Source organism: Streptomyces sp. NPDC048644 (assembly GCF_043199105.1).
In the GTDB taxonomy this organism is placed as follows: Bacteria; Actinomycetota; Actinomycetes; order Streptomycetales; family Streptomycetaceae; genus Streptomyces.
Window position 1 is genome coordinate 450,233 of the sequence record NZ_JBICVO010000005.1, and the last position, 20,377, is coordinate 470,609.

A 20,377-nucleotide genomic window follows, 5' to 3' on the forward strand; every position below is an offset into this window, starting at 1 on the left:
TGCGGCGGGGGCCCACCGGCCCGTCGGCCCACCGGCGACGAAGAACGCGAGGAGCTGTCATGACCGAGCAGAGCCCGTTCGACCTGGCGGAAGGCGATCCCTTCGGCCCGCACACCCTCCCCTACGGCGTCTTCAGCACCGCCGCGGCACCCGCGTTGCGCAGGATCGGTGTCCGGTACGGCCGTCATGTACTGGATCTGAGTGCGCTGCCCGATGCGGTACGGCCCGAACACGCCGATGTGCTCGCCGCGCCGACGCTCAATCCTCTGCTGGCCGCAGGGCGTTCGGTGTGGCAGGAGGTCCGCGCGGCCGTGCGGACCGCGGTGACCGACCCCGCGCACCACAGTGCGATCGCGCCCCTGCTGCATCCGCTGGAAGAGGTCACGCTGCACCTCCCGTTCGAGGTCGCCGACTACGTCGACTTCTATGCCAGCGAGCATCACGCCACCAACGTCGGCAAGATCTTCCGCCCGGACGACGCCGCGCTGCCCCCCAACTGGAAGCATCTGCCGATCGGTTACCACGGCCGGGCCGGCACCGTCCTGGTCAGCGGCACGCCGGTGGTGCGCCCCAACGGCCAGCGGAAGGCACCCGCGGACGCCGTTCCCTCGTACGGGCCTTCCACCCGGCTCGACATCGAGGCGGAGGTCAGCTTCGTGGTCGGCACCCCGTCGGCGCTGCACGAACCGGTCGCCCTGGGCGCTTTCCGCGACCACGTCTTCGGCGTCTGCCTGCTCAACGACTGGTCCGCACGGGACATCCAGGCGTGGGAGTACGTCCCGCTCGGCCCGTTCCTCGGCAAGTCCTTCGCGACGTCCGTCTCCGCCTGGATCACCCCGCTCGACGCCCTGGACCACGCCCGTACCGCCCCGCCCGCCCGCGACCTGCCGCTGCTGCCGTACCTCGACGACGCGGCGGCCGAGCCGGGCGGCATCGACCTGCGCATCGAGGTGCGCATCAACGACGAGACGGTCTCCCGCCCGCCGTTCTCCACGATGTACTGGACCGCCGCCCAGCAGCTGGCCCATATGACCGTCAACGGCGCCTCGTTGCGCACCGGCGACCTCTTCGCGTCCGGTACGGTCTCCGGCCCCGAACCCGACCAGCTCGGCTGCCTGCTCGAACTCACCCAGGGCAAGGGGCCGTACCTCCAGGACGGCGACGAAGTCACCCTCACCGCCTGGGCGCCGGGCCCGGAGGGCGCCCGGATCGGCCTGGGCGAGGTCACCGGCCGCATCCTGCCCGCGCGGGACGCGTCCTCGGGGGCCTGAACGGGCCGCCGGGCGCGCTCGATCCGCTGGAGGAGCGGGGCGCGGCGCACGCGAAGTGAGGGCGCTGCGCCGTTGCGGGTGACTCCCTTGCCGGACCGCGCATTTGGCCCGACAAGGGAGTGGGCCGCCCGCCGACCGACCGAGATCACCAGGGGTGCACAATGACCGCGTGCCGATAACTAACATCTCAAAGAGGGCAACGATCGACGACGCCCAGATGGTCAGCCGCGCGCTGGCCCGCGCGTTCGACGACGACCCGATGATGCGCTGGTTCTTCCCCGAAGACTCCTCTCGCGAGGCAGGGCTGGGCCGTTACTTCACCACGCTCTTCACCCGGCAGTACGTGCACCACGGCGTGTGCGAGCGCACCGACGCGGCAGCCGCCTTCTGGGTGGCGCCCGAGGGGCAGGCGAAGGCCGTTCCCGACGCGGAGACCGTCCAGGAGCTCCAGGACATCCTCGGCGACCGGGCTCCGCTGTTCCGCGATGCCGTCGAGGCGGCGGCCGAGCACACACCGGGCGAAGCGCACTGGTACCTGGCCGTGATCGGCGCCGATCCGGCCGCCCGGGGCCAGGGGCACGGGTCCGCCCTGCTGCGCTCGGGGCTGGCCCAGGCCGACGCGGCGGGCCTGCCCGTCTACCTGGAGTCCTCCAAGCCGTCCAACCTCCCCATCTACGAGCACTTCGGTTTCACCGTGCTCGGGGAGATGCAACTGCCGGGCGGCGGCCCCACGCTGTGGGCCATGCGGCGCGCCCCCCGCACCCCGTCCACCGGCTGAAGGCCCTCCGTCGGGCAGCCGGCGGATCCGCAGCCGCATCGCGGCGGGGATCACCGCGTAAGCGTGAATGGACGGCGGCCCACAGCCGCCGTCCAACTCCCGTAGCGTGCGCGCTGCTGTGCGGGGTTGTCGTCGAGTCACGGGTCTCCCGCCTCCGTGCAACGGACACATATGCAGGGGTTTGCAAGTGGAACGCGGGGCCGTAGCGTCGCTGTTCGCATGATCAGAAAGCTTGCTCGTGACGCTCTTGAGGCTGGTGAGGCTTGGGGGTGAGTGGCAGGGGCGGCACCCTTAGGTGGAGGAATAGCGATGCGCGTTCAGAGAATGCCGGTCCTCGCTGTGGCTGTGGTCGCGGCCGGTCTCTCGCTCACGGCGTGTGACGGCGGCAGCGGCGATGACGCGTCTTCGGGCGCGAGCGCGGCTTCCTCGCAGAGCGCGGCGGACGGTGGCACTGCGGCGCCCGAGAGCGGATCGCCCTCGGCTTCACCCAAGGAGTCGACGTCGGCTTCGGCCGCACCGAAGGAGTCGGCCTCGGATTCGCCGGAGACGTCGGCTCCGGCCAAGAAGCCGGCTTCCGGGGCCGATTCCGCCAAGGCGACGAAGCCGGAGGCCGGGGCGAACGCGCCACGGCAGTCGGCCCCCATTGGCTGCAAGACCTCACACCTGAAGATGAGCTTCTCCGACGGGAAGGCCGAGGGGCAGGTTCTGATCCATCTCAAGAACACGGGCGCCGCGACGTGTTCGATGCAGGGCTTCCCCGGCGTCGACCTCAGGACGCAGGACGGCGGCCTCAGCGCGAAGCGCACCTCGTCCCCCGCGCCGCGCGTGACGTTGCGGACGGGGCAGGACACCCGATTCACGCTGCGCTTCCCACCGAACCACTCGGGCGGCAGCGGCCTGACCTTCACCAGCACGGTGGTCACCCCGCCCAACGAGACCCACTCCCGCACCTTGACGCTCCACATCAACGTTGCTGCCTCCGACTCCGCCCCGAACATCACCGTGAGCCCGGTCGGCGCCGACAAGTAGCCTCCGGCGGCCTGCCGCACGCGCGGCAGTACCGGGAGGCAGGGGCGGAGGCGGCATCTCTCGCCGCTGCCTCCCGGGGGCCGGCCGGCTGCTAGCCTCACGTCCTCCTGTTCCACCACCGACCGAGGAGACGTACGTGCGCAAGGCAGTGCAGATCGCCGGAGCGACCGCCCTCGTCGCGATGCTGCTCAGCGGCTGCGGCGACAGCGGCGGCAGCAACTCCGGGAACAAGGAGGGCAAGCAGCCGGAGACGACGGCTCCCACGGCGCCGGACGACGCGGGCAGGCCCGCCGACGGCGGTTCCCTCGACGGCGCGTGGCAGACGAAGGCGGGGGACGACCCGCTGATCCTGGTCGTCTCCAAGGGGACGGTGGCGCTCAGCCAGGGCCACAAGACGGCCTGTCTGGGCAAGGTCGAGAAGATGGGCGGCATGGCCATGGCCGCGCTCAAGTGCACCACCGGGGACGACACCCGCACCATGGGCACACTCAAGCCCAGCTCCGACGGCAAGTCCCTGACCGTCGACTGGAAGAGCGGCCCCACCGAGAAGTACACCCGGTCGACCGACGGCAAGGTGAAGATCCCCGACCTGCCGGAGCTGCCCAGCGGCGTACCCAACGGCAGTTGAGAGCGCGGGCCGGCGCACGAACGGCCGCTGCCCGGCATCCCTTTCACAGGTGCCGGGCAGCGGCCGTTCGCGTATCGGTCGGGGCCCCGGGGCGCGCCGGGGTCAGCGGACGAAGACGCTCGCCTGGCCCGCCAGATCGAGGAAGTACTGCGGCGCCAGACCGAGTACGACGGTGACGGCGACGCCGACCGCGATGGCCGTCGTCGTCAGCGGGCTGGGCACCGCGACCGTCGGGCCGTCGGTCTTCGGCTCGCTGAAGAACATCAGCACGATCACCCGGATGTAGAAGAACGCGGCGATCGCCGACGAGAGCACACCGATGACGACCAGCCAGCCGGCGCCGCTCTGCGCCGCGGCCTTGAACACCGCGAACTTTCCGGCGAAACCTGAGGTCAGCGGGATGCCCGCGAAGGCCAGCAGGAAAATCGCGAACACCGCGGCCACCAGCGGCGAACGCCGCCCGAGCCCCGCCCACTTGGACAGGTGCGTCGCCTCGCCCCCGGCGTCCCGCACCAGGGTGACGACGGCGAAGGCGCCGAGCGTCACGAAGGAGTACGCGGCGAGGTAGAAGAGCACCGAGGAGATGCCGTCCTCACTGGTGGCGAGGACACCGGCCAGGATGAAGCCGGCGTGCGCGATGGAGGAGTAGGCCAGCAGCCGCTTGATGTCGTTCTGGGTGATGGCCACGATCGCACCGCCCAGCATGGTGATGATCGCGACGCCCCACATCAACGGCCGCCAGTCCCACCGCAACCCCGGCAACACCACGTACAACAACCGCAGCAGCGCTCCAAAGGCCGCGACCTTGGTGGCCGCAGCCATGAAGCCGGTGACCGGGGTGGGGGCGCCCTGGTAGACGTCCGGCGTCCACATGTGGAACGGGACGGCGCCGACCTTGAACAGCAGGCCCATCAGCACCAGCGCGCCGCCGATCAGCAGCAGCGCGTCGTTGCCCATCGTGCCGGCCAGCGCCGGGTCGATCTGCTTGGCGCCGTCGGCGACGACCTCGGCGATGCCGGCGTAGGTGACCGTCCCGGCGTAGCCGTACAGCAGGGCGATGCCGAACAGGAGGAACGCCGAGGAGAACGCGCCGAGCAGGAAGTACTTGAGCGCGGCTTCCTGCGACAGGAGCCGCTGACGGCGGGCCAGCGCGCAGAGGATGTAGAGCGGGAGGGAGAAGACCTCCAGGGCGATGAAGAGCGTCAGCAGGTCGTTGGCCGCGGGGAAGACGAGCATGCCGCCGACCGCGAACAGCACGATCGGGAAGACCTCGGTGGTGGTGAACCCGGCCTTGACGGCTTCCTGTTCGGCCTTGCCGCCGGGCACCGCCGCGGCCTGCGCGGCGAAGGAGTCGACCCGCTTGCCGTGCGACGCCGGGTCGAGCCTGCGCTCGGCGAAGGTGAACACGGCGACCAGCGACACCAGCAGAATGGTGCCCTGGAGGAAGAGCGCGGGGCCGTCGACGGCGATTGCGCCCATCGCCGCGACATGCGCCTTCGTCGTGCCGAAGCCGCCGGCCGCCAGGCCGATCACCGCGGCGAACGCGGCGGCCAGCGCCACCACGGACAGCAGCAGTTGGGTGTAATAGCGGCTGCGGCGCGGCAGGAACGCCTCGACGACGATGCCGAGGACCGCGGCGCCGAGGACGATCAGCGTCGGGGAGAGCTGGGCGTACTCGATGTGCGGTCCCGGGATCTTGCCGGGTGTATCGGCCACCATTGTCCACAGGCTGTGGACACTTGCCACGGAACTCACTTCGCGGCCTCCGCATCGTCACCGTGCGTGGCATGGCCGGACCGGCTGCCGCCGGTGGTGGCATCCACGTGCACGTCGGGCTTGGGGTCCTGCTTGTCCACGACGGAGAGGGTGTGATCGACCGCCGGATTGACGAGGTCGGTCAGCGGCTTCGGGTACACCCCGAGGAAGAGCAGCAGCGCGATCAGCGGAGCCACCACCACCAGCTCCCGCACCCGGAGGTCCGGCATCTTCCGCACCTCGGTCCTCACCGGTCCGGTCATCGTCCGCTGGTAGAGGACGAGGACGTAGAGCGCGGCGAGGACGATGCCGGCGGTGGCGATGATGCCGATCACCGGGTAGCGGCTGAACGTGCCGACCAGCACCAGGAATTCGCTGACGAACGGGGCGAGGCCGGGCAGCGAGAGGGTGGCCAGACCGCCGATCAGGAACGTGCCGGCGAGGACGGGCGCGACCTTCTGCACCCCGCCGTAGTCCGCGATCAGCCGCGAGCCGCGGCGGCTGATCAGGAAGCCGGCGACCAGCATCAGCGCGGCGGTCGAGATGCCGTGGTTGACCATGTAGAGGGTGGCGCCGCCCTGGCCCTGGGAGGTCATCGCGAAGATGCCCAGGATGATGAAGCCGAAGTGGGAGATCGAGGCGTAGGCGATCAGGCGCTTGATGTCCCGCTGGCCGACCGCGAGCAGTGCACCGTAGAGGACGCTGATCAGGGCGAGGACCAGGATGACCGGGGTGGCCCACTTGCTGGCCTCGGGGAAGAGCTGGATGCAGAAGCGGAGCATCGCGAAGGTGCCGACCTTGTCGACGACGGCGGTGATCAGCACGGCGACCGGCGACGTCGACTCACCCATGGCGTTGGGCAGCCAGGTGTGCAGCGGCCACAGCGGCGCCTTCACCGCGAACGCGAAGAAGAAGCCGAGGAAGAGCAGGCGTTCGGTGCCGGCACCGAAGTCCAGCTTCCCCGCGGCCCGCGCCTCGACGATCTGCGGCAACGAGAAGGTGCCCGCGCCGATTTGGTCAGCCGTGGCGGCATACAGGCCGATGACCGCGGCCAGCATGATCAGTCCGCCGGCGAGGTTGTAGAGCAGGAACTTCACTGCGGCGTAGGACCGTTGGGTGGCGGCCTGCTCCTCGCCGTGCTCCCCCGCGCCGTCCCCGAAGCCGCCGATGAGGAAGTACATCGGGATCAGCATGGCTTCGAAGAAGAGGTAGAAGAGGAAGACGTCGGTGGCCTCGAAGGAGATGACCACCATCGCCTCGACGGCCAGGATCAGCGCGAAGAAGCCCTGGGTGGGGCGCCAGCGGCGGTTGGGGCGGGTCTCCTCCAGGGGGTCGGCGTCGTGCCAGCCCGCCAGGATGACGAACGGGATCAGCAGGGCGGTGAGCGCGATCAGGGCGACGGCGATGCCGTCCACGCCGAGTTCGTAGCGGACGCCGAAGTCGGCGATCCAGGCGTGCGATTCGGTCAGCTGGAAGGGGCCCTTGGCGCCTGGTGTGAAGCGGAACGCGATCACGAGGGCCAGGACGAAGGTGACCAGCGAGAAGGACAGCGCCACCCACTTGGCGGCGGTGCGCTTGGCCGCGGGCAGCGCGGCGGTGGCGACGGCACCGACCGCCGGCACCACCGCGGTGGCCGTCAGCAGGGGAAACGACATGGCTCAGACACCCCTCATCAGCAGGGTCGCGGCGACGAGCACGGCCGCCCCGCCCAACATCTGGACTGCGTAGGAGCGGACGAAGCCGCTCTGCAACCGGCGCAGCCGGCCGGAGAGTCCGCCCATCGTGGCCGCGGTGCCGTTGACCGCGCCGTCCACCAGCGAGTGGTCGAGGTAGACCAGGGTGCGGGTGAGGTGTTCGCCGCCGCGTACCAGGACGACGTGGTTGAAGTCGTCCTGGAGGAGATCGCGGCGGGCGGCGCGGGTGAGCAGCGAGCCGCGCGGGGCGACGGCGGGGACGGGCTTGCGGCCGTACATCAGCCAGGCGAGGCCCACGCCGACGAGCAGCACCACGATCGTCGCGGTGGTGGTGGCCGTCGCGCTGAGCGGCGAGTGGCCGTGCTCGAAGGAGGTGACCGGCTCCAGCCAGCTGACGAACGCGTCGTTGATGCTGAACAGGCCACCGGCGAAGACCGATCCGACGGCCAGCACGATCATCGGGATCGTCATGGTCCTGGGCGACTCGTGCGGATGGACCTCCTGCGGATCCCAGCGCTTCTCGCCGAAGAACGTCATCAGCATCACGCGCGTCATGTAGAACGCGGTGATCGCGGCGCCCAGCAGGGCGGCTCCGCCGAGGATCCAGCCCTCGGTACCGCCCTTGGCGAACGCCGCCTCGATGATCTTGTCCTTGGAGAAGAAGCCGGACAGACCGGGGAAGCCGATGATCGCGAGGTACCCGAGGCCGAAGGTGATGAAGGTGACCGGCATGTACCTGCGGAGACCGCCGTAACGGCGCATGTCCACTTCGTCGTTCATGCCGTGCATCACGGATCCGGCGCCGAGGAAGAGGCCCGCCTTGAAGAAGCCGTGGGTGACCAGGTGCATGATCGCGAAGGCGTAGCCGATCGGGCCGAGGCCGGCCGCCAGGATCATGTAGCCGATCTGCGACATCGTCGAACCGGCCAGCGCCTTCTTGATGTCGTCCTTGGCACAACCGACGATCGCACCGAAGAGGAGCGTGACGGCGCCGACCACGACGACGGCCATCTGGGCGTCCGGCGCGGCGTTGAAGATCGCCCCGGAGCGGGTGATGAGGTACACGCCGGCGGTGACCATGGTGGCGGCGTGGATCAGGGCCGAGACCGGGGTCGGGCCCTCCATCGCGTCACCCAGCCAGGACTGGAGCGGCACCTGGGCGGACTTGCCGCAGGCGGCCAGCAGCAGCATCAGGCCGATGGCGGTGAGCTTGCCCTCGCCCGTGTCGCCGGTCGAGGCGAGCACCGGGCCGAAGGCGAAGGTCCCGAAGGTGGTGAACATCAGCATGATCGCGATGGACAGGCCGACGTCACCGACGCGGTTGACGAGAAATGCCTTCTTGGCGGCGGTGGCGGCGCTTGGCTTGTGCTGCCAGAACCCGATGAGGAGGTACGAGGCGAGGCCGACACCCTCCCAGCCGACGTACAGCAGGAGGTAGTTGTCGGCGAGCACCAGCAGCAGCATCGCCACGAGGAAGAGGTTGAGGTAGCCGAAGAAGCGGCGGCGCCGCTCGTCGTGCTCCATGTAGCCGATCGAGTAGATGTGGATCAGCGATCCGACACCGGTGATCAGCAGGACGAAGGTCATCGACAGCTGGTCGAGCTGAAAGGCGAGGTCGGCGCGGAAGCCGCCGACCGGGATCCAGCTGAACAGGTGCTGGTGCAGGGCGCGGTCCCCGGCACTCTTGCCGAGCATGTCGGCGAAGAGCACCGCGGCGACGGCGAACGAGGCCACCGCCAGGAGCGTGCCGATCCAGTGGCCCGCGCGGTCGAGCCGTTTTCCGCCGCACAGCAGCAGGGCCGCACCGACCAGCGGTGCCGCGACAAGCAGCGCGATCAAGTTCTCCACTTTGTGCGACCCCTTACAGCTTCATCAGGCTGGCGTCGTCGACCGAGGCCGTATGACGGGTGCGGAAGATCGTCACGATGATCGCCAGGCCGACCACGACCTCGGCCGCGGCGACGACCATCGTGAAGAAGGCGATGATCTGGCCGTCGAGATTGCCGTGCATCCGCGAGAAGGTGACGAAGGCGAGGTTGCAGGCGTTGAGCATCAGCTCGATGCACATGAACACCACGATGGCGTTCCGCCTGATCAGCACCCCGGCCGCGCCGATGGTGAACAACAGGGCGGCGAGATAGAGGTAGTAGACCGGGTTCATGTGCTGGCCTCCTCCTTCGGCTCGGCCGGCGTGGGTGACTGTGCGGCCGGGGGTTTCTCCGTCTCACGGCCCAGCCATTGCGTGGACCGCTGCTCCAGCGCCTTCAGTCCGGCCAGCGACTCCCCGGAGACGTCGCGGATCTGACCGCGGCTGCGCAGCGTGGGATTGACGGTCAGCTCGGACGGGCTGCCGTCGGGCAGCAGGCCGGGGATGTCCACGGCGTTGTGCCGGGCGTAGACGCCGGGGGCGGGCAGCGGCGGCACCTGCTTGCCTTCGCGGATCCGCGCCTGGGACTGCTCGCGCTGGGATGCGGGGCGTTCCGTGCGCTCCCGGTGGGTGAGCACCATCGCGCCGACGGCGGCGGTGATCAGCAGGGCGCCGGTGATCTCGAAGGCGAAGACGTACTTCGTGAAGATGAGGGCGGCCAGGCCCTGGACGTTGCCTCCGGCGTTGGCCTCGCCCAGGCCGTTGAACTCCTTGAGCGAGGCGTTGCCGATCCCGGCGATGAGCAGGATGCCGAAGCCGATGCCGAGGCCGGCGGCCAGCCAGCGCTGGCCCTTGAGCGTCTCCTTGAGCGAGTCGGCCGCGGTGACGCCGACCAGCATGACGACGAACAGGAACAGCATCATGATCGCGCCGGTGTAGACGACGACCTGGACGACACCGAGGAAGTACGCGCCGTTGGCGAGGTAGAACACCGCGAGGACGATCATGGTCCCGGCGAGCGAGAGTGCGCTGTGCACGGCCCGCTTCATCAGGATCGTGCACAGCGCGCCGACGACCGCGACGGTGCCCAGGATCCAGAACTGCACGGCCTCGCCCGTGGAAGCCGCGGCGGCGAGGGAGTTCATCGTTCGATCACCTCCGGCGACGCGGGCTCGTTGTCCCCCGCCGTGTGGGCCGCCTCCTGGGGCATCTCGCCCTTGGTGTGCGCGACCTGCCGGACCGTGCCGGGTGCGGCTTCGGTGACCAGGCCCTTGTAGTAGTCCTTCTCCGTCATCCCGGGGAAGATCGCGTGCGGCGAGTCGACCATGGTGTCCTCCAGGCCCGCGAGCAGCTCTTCCTTGGTGTAGATGAGCGATTCGCGTGACCTGTCGGCGAGTTCGTACTCGTTGGTCATGGTCAGGGCGCGGGTCGGGCACGCCTCGATGCACAGGCCGCACAGGATGCAGCGCAGGTAGTTGATCTGGTAGACGCGGCCGTAGCGCTCCCCGGGTGAGTAGCGCTCCTCAGGGGTGTTGTCCGCGCCCTCGACGTAGATCGCGTCCGCCGGGCAGGCCCAGGCGCACAGCTCGCAGCCGATGCACTTCTCCAGCCCGTCGGGATGGCGGTTGAGCTGATGGCGGCCGTGGAAACGCGGCGCCGTCGGTTTCTTCTCCTCCGGGTACTGCTCGGTCAGCCGCTTCTTGAACATGGCCTTGAAGGTCACGCCGAAGCCGGCCACAGGGTTCTGGAACTCAGGCACCGTCGCCCCCCTTTCCGTCGAGTCCATTTCCGTCACTGACAGTGTCCACCCCACCACTGACAATCAACTCGCGTTCGTGGCGCGGCCGTCGGCGCGGCACGGGTGGCAACTCCTGTCCCGGCAGCGGCGGCACGGGGAATCCGCCGGCCATCGGGTCGAACGCGCCGTCGGCACCGTCGCCCTCGCCGGCCGGCTCCGCCTCCCTCTCGCCCCGCCGGAAGAAGTCCACGACGAGGGAGATCAGCAGCAGGGCGACCGCGGCCCCGGCGACGTAGAGGACGATCTGCTGGAAGGCGTAGCCCTCGTTCTTGAGGGCGCGGACGGTCGCCACCAGCATCAGCCAGAGGAGCGAGACCGGGATGAGGACCTTCCAGCCCAGCTTCATGAACTGGTCGTAGCGCACGCGTGGCAGCGTGCCGCGCAGCCAGATGAAGAAGAACAGCAGCAGCTGGACCTTGATGGTGAACCAGAGCAGCGGCCACCAGCCGTGGTTCGCGCCCTCCCAGAACGTCGAGATGGGCCAGGGTGCCTTCCAGCCGCCCAGGAAGAGGGTGATCGCGACCGCCGACACGGTGACCATGTTGATGTACTCGGCGAGCATGAACATCGCGAACTTGATGGACGAGTACTCGGTGTTGAAGCCGCCGACGAGATCGCCCTCGGACTCCGGCATGTCGAACGGCGCGCGGTTGGTCTCGCCCACCATCGCGACGATGTAGATGATGAAGGAGACCGGCAGCAGCAGGACGTACCACCTGCTCTGCTGCGCTTCCACGATGGTCGAGGTCGACATCGACCCGGAGTAGAGGAAGACCGCGGCGAACGACATGCCCATCGCGATCTCGTAGGAGATCATCTGGGCGCACGAGCGGAGCCCGCCGAGCAGCGGGTACGTCGATCCCGACGACCAGCCGGCCAGCACGATGCCGTAGATGCCCACCGAGGCCGTGGCCAGGATGTAGAGGATGCCGATCGGCAGGTCGGTCAGCTGCATCGGGGTGCGCTGGCCGAAGATCGAGATTTCGTTGTCGGCGGGCCCGAAGGGGATCACCGCGATGGCCATGAAGGCGGGGATCGCGGCGACGACCGGCGCCAGGATGTAGACCGCCTTGTCGGCCCGCTTGACGACCAGATCCTCCTTCAGCATCAGCTTGATGCCGTCGGCGAGCGACTGGAGCATGCCCCAGGGGCCGTGCCGGTTGGGGCCGATGCGCAGCTGCATCCAGGCGACGACCTTGCGTTCCCAGACGATCGAGAACAGCACCGTCACCATCAGGAACGCGAAGCAGAAGACCGCCTTGATGACGATCAGCCACCACGGGTCGCGGCCGAACATCGACAGGTCTTCCTGCGCCAGCGCGCCGCCGGTGAGGGCGAGTTGCTGCATCATGCGTCCACCTCCTCGGCCGGCTCCGGCGCACCGGGGACAGCGGAGATCTTCACCAGTTCACCGGGGAGCGCCCCGGTGTCGGCCGCCACGCCGCCGCCCACGGAGTTGAGCGGCAGCCACACCACCCGGTCGGGCATCGACGTGACCTGCAACGGGAGTTGGACCGCGCCCGCGGGGCCGGTGACCGCCAGGAGGTCGCCGTCCTTGACGCCGGTCTCCTCGGCGGTGGCCTGCGACATCCGGGCCACGGCCGCGTGCCGGGTGCCGGCCAGCGCCTCGTCGCCCTCCTGGAGCCGCCCCCGGTCCAGCAGCAGCCGGTGCCCCGCGAGCACCGCCTCGCCGGTCTGCGGGCGGGGCACCGGCTGCCCGCTCTCCAGGGGCTCAGGCGCGTACGGCCCGCTCCGCCCGCCGAGCCGGTCCAGCTCACGGCGTACGGAGTGGACGTCGGGCAGCGCCAGGTGCACGTCGAGGGCGTCGGCGAGCATGTCCAGGACCCGGGCGTCCGGCAGCAGGTGCCTGCGGGTCATCTGGTCCGGCTTGAGCGCGGCCTCGAACAGCCGGGCCCTGCCCTCCCAGTTGAGGAAGGTGCCGGCCTTCTCCACGACGGCCGCCACCGGGAGGACCACGTCCGCCCGTTCGGTCACTTCGGACGGCCGCAGCTCCAGGCTGACCAGGAAGCCGACCTCGTCGAGCGCCGTCCTGGCGCGGGCCGGGTCGGGCAGGTCGGCGAGTTCCACGCCGCCCACCAGGAGGGCGCCCAGTTCGCCGGTCGCCGCGGCCTCGATGATCTGGCCGGTGTCCCGGCCGTGCCGGTTCGGGAGCTGGGCCACGCCCCAGACGGCGGCGACCTCGTCGCGCGCCCTCGGGTCGGTGGCAGGACGGCCACCGGGCAGCAGACCCGGCAGCGCGCCCGCCTCGACGGCGCCGCGTTCACCGGCCCGCCGCGGGATCCAGACCAGGCGGGCCCCGGTGGCGGTGGCGGCGCGGACCGCCGCGGTCAGCGCCCCCGGCACCGTCGCGAGCCGCTCGCCGACAACGATGACGGCACCGTCGGCCCGCAGCGCCTCGGCCGCCGCGTGCCCCTCGCCCTCCAGGCCGACGCCGCCCGCGAGCGCGTCCAGCCATTCGGTTTCGGTGCCGGGTGCGGCCGGCAGCAGGGTGCCGCCCGCCTTGGTCAGGCCCCGCGAGGCGTGGGTGGCCAGGCCGTAGGTGCGCTGGCCGCTCTTGCGGTACGCCTTGCGCAGCCGCAGGAAGACGCCGGGCGCCTCCTCCTCCGCCTCGATCCCGGCGAGCAGGACGGCGGGCGCCTTCTCCAGGGCGGTGTACGTGACCCCGCTGCCGTCCAGATCACGGCCGCGCCCCGCGACCCGGGCCGCCAGGAAGTCGGCCTCCTCCGCGCTGTGCGCACGGGCCCGGAAGTCGATGTCGTGGGTGTCCAGGGCGACCCGGGCGAACTTGGCGTAGGCGTACGCGTCCTCGACGGTCAGCCGGCCGCCGGTCAGCACGCCGGCCCGCCCCTTGGCCGCCGCCAGCCCGCGGGCCGCCGCCTCCAGGGCCTCGGGCCAGCTCGCCGGCTCCAGGGCGCCGGACTCCGGGTTGCGCACCAGCGGGGTCTCCAGCCGGTCACGCTGCTGCGCGTACCGGAAGCCGAACCTGCCCTTGTCGCAGATCCACTCCTCGTTGACCTCGGGGTCGTCGGCGGCCAGCCGCCGCATCACCTTGCCGCGCCGGTGGTCCGTACGGGTCGCACAGCCGCCCGCGCAGTGTTCGCACACGCTCGGCGACGACACCAGGTCGAAGGGGCGGGAGCGGAAGCGGTACGCGGCGGAGGTGAGCGCACCGACCGGGCAGATCTGGATGGTGTTGCCGGAGAAGTACGACTCGAACGGGTCGCCCTCGCCGGTGCCGACCTGCTGGAGGGCGCCGCGTTCGAGCAGCTCGATCATCGGGTCGCCGGCGATCTGGTTGCTGAAGCGGGTGCAGCGCGCGCACAGCACGCAGCGCTCGCGGTCCAGCAGGACCTGGGTGGAGATCGGCACCGGCTTCTCGAACGTCCGCTTCTTGCCGTCGAAGCGGCTGTCCGGGTCGCCGACCTGCATCGCCTGGTTCTGCAGCGGGCACTCGCCGCCCTTGTCGCAGACCGGGCAGTCCAACGGGTGGTTGATCAGCAGCAGTTCCATCACTCCGCGCTGGGCCTTCTTGGCCACCGGGGAGGTGAGCTGCGACTTGACGACCATGCCGTCGGTGCAGGTGATGGTGCAGGAGGCCATCGGCTTGCGCTGGCCCTCGACCTCGACGATGCACTGACGGCAGGCGCCTGCCGGGTCCAGCAGCGGGTGGTCGCAGAAGCGCGGGATCTCGATGCCGAGGAGTTCGGCGGCGCGGATGACCAGCGTCCCCTTGGGGACCGAGATCTCGATGCCGTCGATCGTCAGGGAGACGAGGTCCTCCGGCGGTTTCGCCGCCTCGCCGCCCCCGTTGGGAGCATTGGTCGTGACGGTCATGCATTCACCCCCAGGTGAGCGTCGTTGTCGGCCCAGACGGTCGACTTGGCGGGGTCGAAGGGGCAGCCCTTGCCTGTGATGTGCTGCTCGTACTCCTCGCGGAAGTACTTCAGCGAGGAGAAGATCGGCGAGGCGGCGCCGTCGCCGAGGGCGCAGAAGGACTTGCCGTTGATGTTGTCGGCGATGTCGTTCAGCTTGTCGAGGTCGTCCATCACGCCCTTGCCGGCCTCGATGTCACGCAGCAACTGCACCAGCCAGTACGTGCCTTCGCGGCAGGGCGTGCACTTCCCGCAGGACTCGTGCGCGTAGAACTCGGTCCAGCGGGTGACCGCGCGCACGACGCAGGTGGTCTCGTCGAAGCACTGGAGCGCCTTGGTGCCGAGCATCGAGCCGGCCGCGCCGACGCCTTCGTAGTCGAGCGGGACGTCGAGGTGCTCGTCGGTGAACATCGGGGTCGAGGAGCCGCCAGGCGTCCAGAACTTCAGCCGGTGGCCGCGCCGGATGCCGCCGCTCATGTCGAGCAGCTGGCGCAGCGTGATGCCCAACGGGGCTTCGTACTGGCCGGGGTTGGTGACGTGGCCGCTGAGCGAGTACAGCGTGAAGCCCGGGGACTTCTCGCTGCCCATCGACCTGAACCAGTCTTTTCCCTTGTTCATGATGGCGGGAACCGACGCGATGGATTCGACGTTGTTCACGACAGTGGGGCAGGCGTACAGGCCGGCCACCGCGGGGAAGGGAGGACGCAGCCTGGGCTGTCCGCGACGGCCCTCCAGTGAGTCGAGCAGCGCGGTTTCCTCACCGCAGATGTACGCGCCGGCGCCCGCGTGCACGATCACGTCCAGGTCGAGGCCCGACCCGAGGATGTCCTTCCCGAGGAAGCCCGCCGCGTACGCCTCACGCACCGCCTCGTGCAGCCGCCGCAGGACGGGCACGACCTCACCGCGCAGGTAGATGAAGGCATGGTTCGACCGGATCGCGTGACAGGCGATGACGATCCCCTCGATGAGGGAATGCGGGTTCGCGAAGAGGAGCGGGATGTCCTTGCAGGTCCCGGGCTCCGACTCGTCGGCGTTGACAACTAGATAGTGCGGTTTGCCGTCGCCCTGCGGGATGAACTGCCATTTCATGCCGGTCGGGAAGCCTGCGCCGCCGCGACCGCGCAGTCCGGCGTCCTTGACGTACGCGATGACGTCGTCAGGAGCCATGGCGAGGGCCTTGCGCATGCCCTCGTAGCCCTCGTGCCGCCGGTAGGTCTCCAGGGTCCAGGAATCGGGCTGGTCCCAGAAGGCGGACAGGACCGGCGCGAGGATCTTCTCCGGGCTGGTCTCGTTGATCTCGGCTGCCACCGTCATCACTCCCCCTCCTCGGCTGTGGGCCCGGACGGGTGCTCCACATCGGACGCCGAGGTCTGCTGCGGTGCGTCGTGCGAGCTGGGGTGCCCGCCCGACGCCTCTTCGGCCGGGCGGCCGGACGGCGGTTCGCCCGTGGTCGGTGCGTCGGCGCGCGGCGCGTCCGGGGTGCCGTCCGTGGTGGCGCGCGGCGCGATGACGTGGTCGGTGCCGCGTCCGGTGACGGGTTCGCCCTTGGCCAGGCGCAGTCCGACCAGCGAGGCGGGGCCCGCGCCGCCGGTGGCCTCGACGGCTCCCGGGCGCTGGTCGGGGAAGCCGGCCAGCATCCGCGCCGTCTCCTTGAAGGTGCACAGCGGCGCGCCCCGGGTGGGCTCGACGGTGCGTCCCGCCCGGAGGTCGTCGACCAGCCGCTTGGCGGACTGCGGCGTCTGGTTGTCGAAGAACTCCCAGTTCACCATCACGACGGGCGCGAAGTCGCAGGCCGCGTTGCACTCGATGTGTTCGAGGGTGACGGCGCCGTCCTCGGTGGTTTCGCCGTTGCCGACGCCGAGGTGCTCCTTGAGTTCGTCGAAGATGGCGTCGCCGCCCATGACGGCGCAGAGCGTGTTGGTGCAGACCCCGACCTGGTAGTCGCCGCTCGCCCGGCGGCGGTACATGGTGTAGAAGGTCACGACCGCGGTGACCTCGGCGGTGGTCAGGTCGAGCTGTTCGGCGCAGAAGCGGATGCCGGTCCTGGTGACGTACCCTTCCTCGGCCTGTACGAGGTGCAGCAGCGGCAGCAGCGCCGAACGCGAGCCGGGATAGCGGGCGATCACCTCCTTGGCGTCGGCTTCGAGCCGGGCCCGTACGTCGGCCGGGTAGTCGGGGGCGGGGAGCTGAGGCATGCCCAGGCTCGTCGCAGTGGTCTCATTCACCGGTCGACGCCTCCCATCACGGGGTCGATGGATGCGACGGCGACGATGACGTCGGCGACCTGGCCGCCTTCGCACATCGCCGCCATGGCCTGAAGGTTGGTGAAGGACGGGTCGCGGAAGTGCACCCGGTAGGGGCGGGTGCCGCCGTCGCTGACGGCGTGCACCCCCAGCTCGCCCTTGGGGGATTCCACGGCGGAGTACGCCTGCCCCGCCGGCACCCGGAAGCCCTCCGTCACCAGCTTGAAGTGGTGGATGAGGGCCTCCATCGAGGTGCCCATGATCTTCTTGATGTGGTCGAGGGAGTTGCCGAGTCCGTCCGGCCCCAGGGCCAGTTGGGCGGGCCAGGCGATCTTCTTGTCCGCGACCATGACGGGGCCCGGCTCAAGACGGTCCAGGCACTGCTCGACGATCCGCAGCGACTGGCGCATCTCCTCCAGGCGGATCAGGAACCGCCCGTAGGCGTCGCAGGTGTCGGCGGTCGGCACCTCGAAGTCGTAGTTCTCGTAGCCGCAGTAGGGCTGCGTCTTGCGCAGGTCGTGCGGCAGGCCAGCGGAGCGGATGAGGGGCCCGGTGGCGCCGGTGGCCATGCAGCCGGCCAGGTCGAGGTAGCCGATGCCCTCCATGCGGCCCTTGAAGACGGGGTTGCCGCTGGCGAGCTTGTCGTACTCGGGAAGGTTCTTGCGCATCTTCTTGATCAGGGCGCGCACCTGGTCGACGGCGCCGGGCGGCAGGTCCTGGGCGAGCCCGCCGGGCCGGATGTAGGCGTGGTTCATCCGCAGGCCGGTGATCAACTCGTAGATGTCGAGGATGAGTTCACGGTCGCGGAAGCCGTAGATCATGATGGTGGTGGCGCCCAGCTCCATGCCGCCGGTGGCGATGGCCACGAGGTGGGAGGAGAGCCGGTTCAGCTCCATCAGCAGCACGCGGATGACCGAGGCGCGGTCCGGCACCTGGTCGGTGATGCCGAGCAGCTTCTCCACGGCCAGGCAGTACGCCGTCTCGTTGAAGAACGGCGTGAGGTAGTCCATCCGGGTGACGAACGTGGTGCCCTGGGTCCAGGTCCGGTATTCGAGGTTCTTCTCGATGCCGGTGTGGAGGTAGCCGATGCCGCAGCGGGCCTCGGTGACGGTCTCGCCGTCGATCTCCAGGATGAGCCGCAGCACGCCGTGCGTGGAGGGGTGCTGGGGGCCCATGTTGACGATGATGCGCTCGTCGTCCGACTTCGCGGCGGCCGCCGCGACCTCGTCCCAGTCGCCGCCGGTGACGGTGTAGACGGTGCCCTCGGTCGTCTCGCGGCCGGACGCCTGCGAAGCGGACGGCGCTTCGGGGGTGGGGGAAGGGGACATCAGCTGTACGACCTCCGCTGGTCGGGAGCCGGGATCTGGGCGCCCTTGTACTCGACGGGGATGCCGCCGAGCGGGTAGTCCTTGCGCTGCGGGAAGCCCTGCCAGTCGTCGGGCATCATGATCCGCGTCAGCGCCGGATGGCCGTCGAAGATGAGACCGAAGAAGTCGTAGGTCTCGCGCTCGTGCCAGTCGTTGGTGGGATACACCTCCACGAGCGAGGGCACATGCGGATCCGTGTCGGGGGCGGAGACCTCCAGCCGGATCAGCCGGTTGTGGGTGATCGAGCGCAGGTGGTAAACGGCGTGCAGCTCGCGGCCCTTGTCGCCGGGGAAGTGCACGCCGCTCACGCCGGTGCACAACTCGAAGCGCAGCGCCGGGTCGTCGCGCAGCGTCCTGGCGACGACCGGGAGGTGCTCCCGCTCGATGTGGAAGGTCAGCTCGTCCCGGTCGACGACGGTCTTGTCGATGACGTTCTCGGGGACCAGGCCCTGTTCCTCCAGGGCGCCTTCCAGTTCGTCGGCGACCTCGTCGAACCAGCCGCCGTACGGCCGGCCGCTCGCGCCGGGCAGCCTTACGGTGCGTACGAGGCCGCCGTATCCGGAGGTGTCGTCGCCGTTGGCGGCGCCGAACATGCCGTGGCGGGTGGCGATGAGGTCGCCTGCGTTGTCGCGCTGCGCCGGGACGTTCTGGCCGGGCGCGTTCGGGTCGTCCTGCTCGCTCACCGCAGCAGCCCCTTCAGCTCGATCGTCGGGAGCGCCTTGAGCGCGGCTTCCTCCGCCTCGCGGGCCGCCTCCTGCTGATTGACCCCGAGCTTGGTCTCCTGGATCTTCTGGTGCAGCTTGAGGATGGAGTCCAGCAGCATCTCGGGACGCGGCGGGCAACCCGGCAAATAGATATCAACCGGAACAATGTGGTCGACGCCCTGAACAATCGCGTAATTATTGAACATTCCGCCCGATGAGGCGCAAACCCCCATGGAAATCACCCACTTCGGGTTCGGCATCTGGTCGTAGACCTGCCGCAGAACGGGCGCCATCTTCTGGCTCACCCGGCCGGCCACGATCATCAGGTCCGCCTGCCGCGGCGACCCGCGGAAGACCTCCATGCCGAAGCGCGCCAGGTCGTAGCGCCCGGCGCCGGTCGTCATCATCTCGATGGCGCAGCAGGCGAGCCCGAAGGTCGCGGGGAAGACCGACGACTTGCGCACCCAGCCCGCGGCCTGCTCGACAGTGGTCAGCAAAAAGCCGCTGGGCAGCTTCTCTTCAAGTCCCATTGGTGGCCCCTAGTCCCATTCCAGGCCGCCACGACGCCAGACGTAGGCGTAGGCGACGAAGACGGTGAGCGCGAAGAGGAGCATCTCGACGAGCCCGAACAGCCCCAGGGCGTCGAAGGTGACGGCCCAGGGGTAGAGGAAGACGATCTCGATGTCGAAGACGATGAACAGCATCGCCGTCAGGTAGTACTTGATCGGAAATCGACCGCCGCCGGACGGCTGCGGGGTCGGCTCGATTCCGCATTCGTACGCTTCGAGCTTGGCCCGGTTGTAGCGCCTGGGCCCGACGAGCGTGGCCATCACGACAGAGAAGATCGCAAAGCCTGCCCCGAGGGCACCCAGTACGAGGATGGGCGCATAGGCGTTCACCGTCCTCGCTCCCTTCAGTCGACGATGACTGGATGGCGGTCCGCCCGGACTCGATCTTCACCTCATGGAGATCGCGCGCATGTGAGGCAGTTCACAAGCCCGAACCGCCTGCATCTTATGCCCGACGGTCTGTGATCTGCGACACGGGGTACGCCAACGTCTTTGTGATCTCCACCACCTGACGAAGGATCATGAAGTCGGATGAGCGGTGATCTTCGTACGTGAAGCACGCGAGTGATCACGAGAGGTGATATTCACGCGGGTTACCGCTGGTCAGGACGGCAACGCCACTATCAAGACATGGCCGATACAAGCAAATTGGCACTGGACGCCGTCAACTGCTATACGCAGCACACCCGCAGGCGTGACCCGCTCGTGATCCCGCCGTGATCGTCCGTACGTGCACGCGTTCACGAACACGCGCCGACGAGAGGTCACGGGAACATAACGG

General features: G+C 69.4%; 19 protein-coding genes. 4 read left to right on the forward strand and 15 right to left on the reverse strand.

What is annotated here, in order from left to right; all coding sequences use genetic code 11:
* The first annotated feature begins 59 nt into the window (after nucleotides 1-59).
* Both fahA and ACGFNI_RS14520 read left to right on the forward strand, forming a co-directional pair.
* Nucleotides 60-1,271, forward strand: coding sequence for a fumarylacetoacetase (gene fahA, locus ACGFNI_RS14515; RefSeq protein ID WP_393683694.1), 1,212 nt, complete (start codon nucleotides 60-62; stop codon nucleotides 1,269-1,271).
* A 217-nt stretch (nucleotides 1,272-1,488) separates the two neighbouring features.
* Nucleotides 1,489-2,049, forward strand: a complete 561-nt coding sequence (locus tag ACGFNI_RS14520; protein ID WP_393683894.1) for a GNAT family N-acetyltransferase — start codon at nucleotides 1,489-1,491, stop codon at nucleotides 2,047-2,049.
* A 317-nt stretch (nucleotides 2,050-2,366) separates the two neighbouring features.
* Here the strand turns inward: ACGFNI_RS14520 and ACGFNI_RS14525 are convergent, their stop codons facing one another.
* Nucleotides 2,367-2,702: a hypothetical protein gene (locus ACGFNI_RS14525; protein WP_393683696.1), complete on the reverse strand. Its 336-nt coding sequence runs from the start codon at nucleotides 2,700-2,702 to the stop codon at nucleotides 2,367-2,369.
* Between the two features lie 16 nt (nucleotides 2,703-2,718).
* Here ACGFNI_RS14525 and ACGFNI_RS14530 point away from each other — a divergent pair, with 16 nt between their 5' ends.
* Together ACGFNI_RS14530 and ACGFNI_RS14535 are read left to right on the forward strand one after the other, a co-directional pair.
* Nucleotides 2,719-3,078, forward strand: coding sequence for a DUF4232 domain-containing protein (locus ACGFNI_RS14530; protein ID WP_393683698.1), 360 nt, complete (start codon nucleotides 2,719-2,721; stop codon nucleotides 3,076-3,078).
* Between the two features lie 136 nt (nucleotides 3,079-3,214).
* A complete protein-coding gene (locus tag ACGFNI_RS14535; protein ID WP_393683700.1) occupies nucleotides 3,215-3,706 on the forward strand; it encodes a hypothetical protein in 492 nt (163 codons plus the stop codon).
* Nucleotides 3,707-3,808: 102 nt separating this feature from the next.
* Here the strand turns inward: ACGFNI_RS14535 and nuoN are convergent, their stop codons facing one another.
* From nuoN to ACGFNI_RS14605, 14 genes are read right to left on the reverse strand one after another with little or no spacing between them, the layout of a single operon-like run.
* Nucleotides 3,809-5,425 carry an NADH-quinone oxidoreductase subunit NuoN gene (nuoN, locus tag ACGFNI_RS14540; protein WP_393683702.1) on the reverse strand — a complete coding sequence of 539 codons (1,617 nt, stop codon included), beginning with the start codon at nucleotides 5,423-5,425 and terminating at the stop codon, nucleotides 3,809-3,811.
* Between the two features lie 32 nt (nucleotides 5,426-5,457).
* The gene (locus ACGFNI_RS14545; RefSeq protein ID WP_393683704.1) at nucleotides 5,458-7,116 is read right to left on the reverse strand and encodes an NADH-quinone oxidoreductase subunit M; all 1,659 of its coding nucleotides are present in this window, start codon (nucleotides 7,114-7,116) and stop codon (nucleotides 5,458-5,460) included.
* A 3-nt stretch (nucleotides 7,117-7,119) separates the two neighbouring features.
* Complete coding sequence (gene nuoL / locus ACGFNI_RS14550) at nucleotides 7,120-9,003, reverse strand: NADH-quinone oxidoreductase subunit L (protein ID WP_393683706.1); 1,884 nt, start codon at nucleotides 9,001-9,003, stop codon at nucleotides 7,120-7,122.
* 13 nt (nucleotides 9,004-9,016) lie between these two features.
* Nucleotides 9,017-9,316, reverse strand: a complete 300-nt coding sequence (gene nuoK / locus ACGFNI_RS14555) for an NADH-quinone oxidoreductase subunit NuoK (RefSeq protein WP_227046425.1) — start codon at nucleotides 9,314-9,316, stop codon at nucleotides 9,017-9,019.
* Nucleotides 9,313-10,167, reverse strand: a complete 855-nt coding sequence (locus tag ACGFNI_RS14560) for an NADH-quinone oxidoreductase subunit J (protein ID WP_393683708.1) — start codon at nucleotides 10,165-10,167, stop codon at nucleotides 9,313-9,315. Before ACGFNI_RS14560 ends, nuoK begins: the two co-directional genes overlap by 4 nt.
* On the reverse strand, nucleotides 10,164-10,808 hold the full coding sequence (gene nuoI / locus ACGFNI_RS14565) for an NADH-quinone oxidoreductase subunit NuoI (protein ID WP_393683710.1): 645 nt from the start codon (nucleotides 10,806-10,808) through the stop codon (nucleotides 10,164-10,166). The genes ACGFNI_RS14560 and nuoI overlap by 4 nt, the downstream gene beginning before the upstream one ends.
* Nucleotides 10,774-12,171 (reverse strand): NADH-quinone oxidoreductase subunit NuoH, encoded by a 1,398-nt coding sequence (gene nuoH, locus ACGFNI_RS14570; RefSeq protein WP_393683711.1) that lies wholly within the window; start codon nucleotides 12,169-12,171, stop codon nucleotides 10,774-10,776. The genes nuoI and nuoH overlap by 35 nt, the downstream gene beginning before the upstream one ends.
* A complete protein-coding gene (locus ACGFNI_RS14575) occupies nucleotides 12,168-14,675 on the reverse strand; it encodes an NADH-quinone oxidoreductase subunit G (RefSeq protein WP_393683712.1) in 2,508 nt (835 codons plus the stop codon). Before ACGFNI_RS14575 ends, nuoH begins: the two co-directional genes overlap by 4 nt.
* Nucleotides 14,672-16,027 carry an NADH-quinone oxidoreductase subunit NuoF gene (gene nuoF / locus ACGFNI_RS14580; RefSeq protein WP_393683714.1) on the reverse strand — a complete coding sequence of 452 codons (1,356 nt, stop codon included), beginning with the start codon at nucleotides 16,025-16,027 and terminating at the stop codon, nucleotides 14,672-14,674. The genes ACGFNI_RS14575 and nuoF overlap by 4 nt, the downstream gene beginning before the upstream one ends.
* Nucleotides 16,027-16,908 carry an NADH-quinone oxidoreductase subunit NuoE gene (gene nuoE, locus ACGFNI_RS14585; RefSeq protein WP_393683896.1) on the reverse strand — a complete coding sequence of 294 codons (882 nt, stop codon included), beginning with the start codon at nucleotides 16,906-16,908 and terminating at the stop codon, nucleotides 16,027-16,029. The genes nuoF and nuoE overlap by 1 nt, the downstream gene beginning before the upstream one ends.
* A 26-nt stretch (nucleotides 16,909-16,934) precedes the next feature.
* A complete protein-coding gene (locus ACGFNI_RS14590) occupies nucleotides 16,935-18,284 on the reverse strand; it encodes an NADH-quinone oxidoreductase subunit D (protein ID WP_393683716.1) in 1,350 nt (449 codons plus the stop codon).
* A complete protein-coding gene (locus tag ACGFNI_RS14595) occupies nucleotides 18,284-19,006 on the reverse strand; it encodes an NADH-quinone oxidoreductase subunit C (RefSeq protein WP_393683718.1) in 723 nt (240 codons plus the stop codon). The genes ACGFNI_RS14590 and ACGFNI_RS14595 overlap by 1 nt, the downstream gene beginning before the upstream one ends.
* Nucleotides 19,003-19,557, reverse strand: a complete 555-nt coding sequence (locus ACGFNI_RS14600) for a NuoB/complex I 20 kDa subunit family protein (protein WP_393683720.1) — start codon at nucleotides 19,555-19,557, stop codon at nucleotides 19,003-19,005. Before ACGFNI_RS14600 ends, ACGFNI_RS14595 begins: the two co-directional genes overlap by 4 nt.
* A gap of 9 nt (nucleotides 19,558-19,566) precedes the next feature.
* Nucleotides 19,567-19,926, reverse strand: coding sequence for an NADH-quinone oxidoreductase subunit A (locus ACGFNI_RS14605; RefSeq protein WP_030262580.1), 360 nt, complete (start codon nucleotides 19,924-19,926; stop codon nucleotides 19,567-19,569).
* Nucleotides 19,927-20,377: the final 451 nt, after the last annotated feature.

Excerpts from the sequence above, each read along its gene's own strand:
- fahA (WP_393683694.1), top strand. The coding sequence starts at position 60 with ATGACCGAGCAGAGCCCGTTCGACCTGGCGGAAGGCGATCCCTTCGGC.
- ACGFNI_RS14520 (WP_393683894.1), top strand. The coding sequence starts at position 1,489 with ATGGTCAGCCGCGCGCTGGCCCGCGCGTTCGACGACGACCCGATGATG.
- ACGFNI_RS14530 (WP_393683698.1), top strand. The coding sequence starts at position 2,719 with ATGAGCTTCTCCGACGGGAAGGCCGAGGGGCAGGTTCTGATCCATCTC.
- nuoN (WP_393683702.1), bottom strand. The coding sequence starts at position 5,425 with ATGGTGGCCGATACACCCGGCAAGATCCCGGGACCGCACATCGAGTAC.
- ACGFNI_RS14545 (WP_393683704.1), bottom strand. The coding sequence starts at position 7,116 with ATGTCGTTTCCCCTGCTGACGGCCACCGCGGTGGTGCCGGCGGTCGGT.
- nuoK (WP_227046425.1), bottom strand. The coding sequence starts at position 9,316 with ATGAACCCGGTCTACTACCTCTATCTCGCCGCCCTGTTGTTCACCATC.
- ACGFNI_RS14560 (WP_393683708.1), bottom strand. The coding sequence starts at position 10,167 with ATGAACTCCCTCGCCGCCGCGGCTTCCACGGGCGAGGCCGTGCAGTTC.
- nuoI (WP_393683710.1), bottom strand. The coding sequence starts at position 10,808 with ATGGACTCGACGGAAAGGGGGGCGACGGTGCCTGAGTTCCAGAACCCT.
- nuoH (WP_393683711.1), bottom strand. The coding sequence starts at position 12,171 with ATGATGCAGCAACTCGCCCTCACCGGCGGCGCGCTGGCGCAGGAAGAC.
- ACGFNI_RS14575 (WP_393683712.1), bottom strand. The coding sequence starts at position 14,675 with ATGACCGTCACGACCAATGCTCCCAACGGGGGCGGCGAGGCGGCGAAA.
- nuoF (WP_393683714.1), bottom strand. The coding sequence starts at position 16,027 with ATGACGGTGGCAGCCGAGATCAACGAGACCAGCCCGGAGAAGATCCTC.
- nuoE (WP_393683896.1), bottom strand. The coding sequence starts at position 16,908 with ATGCCTCAGCTCCCCGCCCCCGACTACCCGGCCGACGTACGGGCCCGG.
- ACGFNI_RS14590 (WP_393683716.1), bottom strand. The coding sequence starts at position 18,284 with ATGTCCCCTTCCCCCACCCCCGAAGCGCCGTCCGCTTCGCAGGCGTCC.
- ACGFNI_RS14600 (WP_393683720.1), bottom strand. The coding sequence starts at position 19,557 with ATGGGACTTGAAGAGAAGCTGCCCAGCGGCTTTTTGCTGACCACTGTC.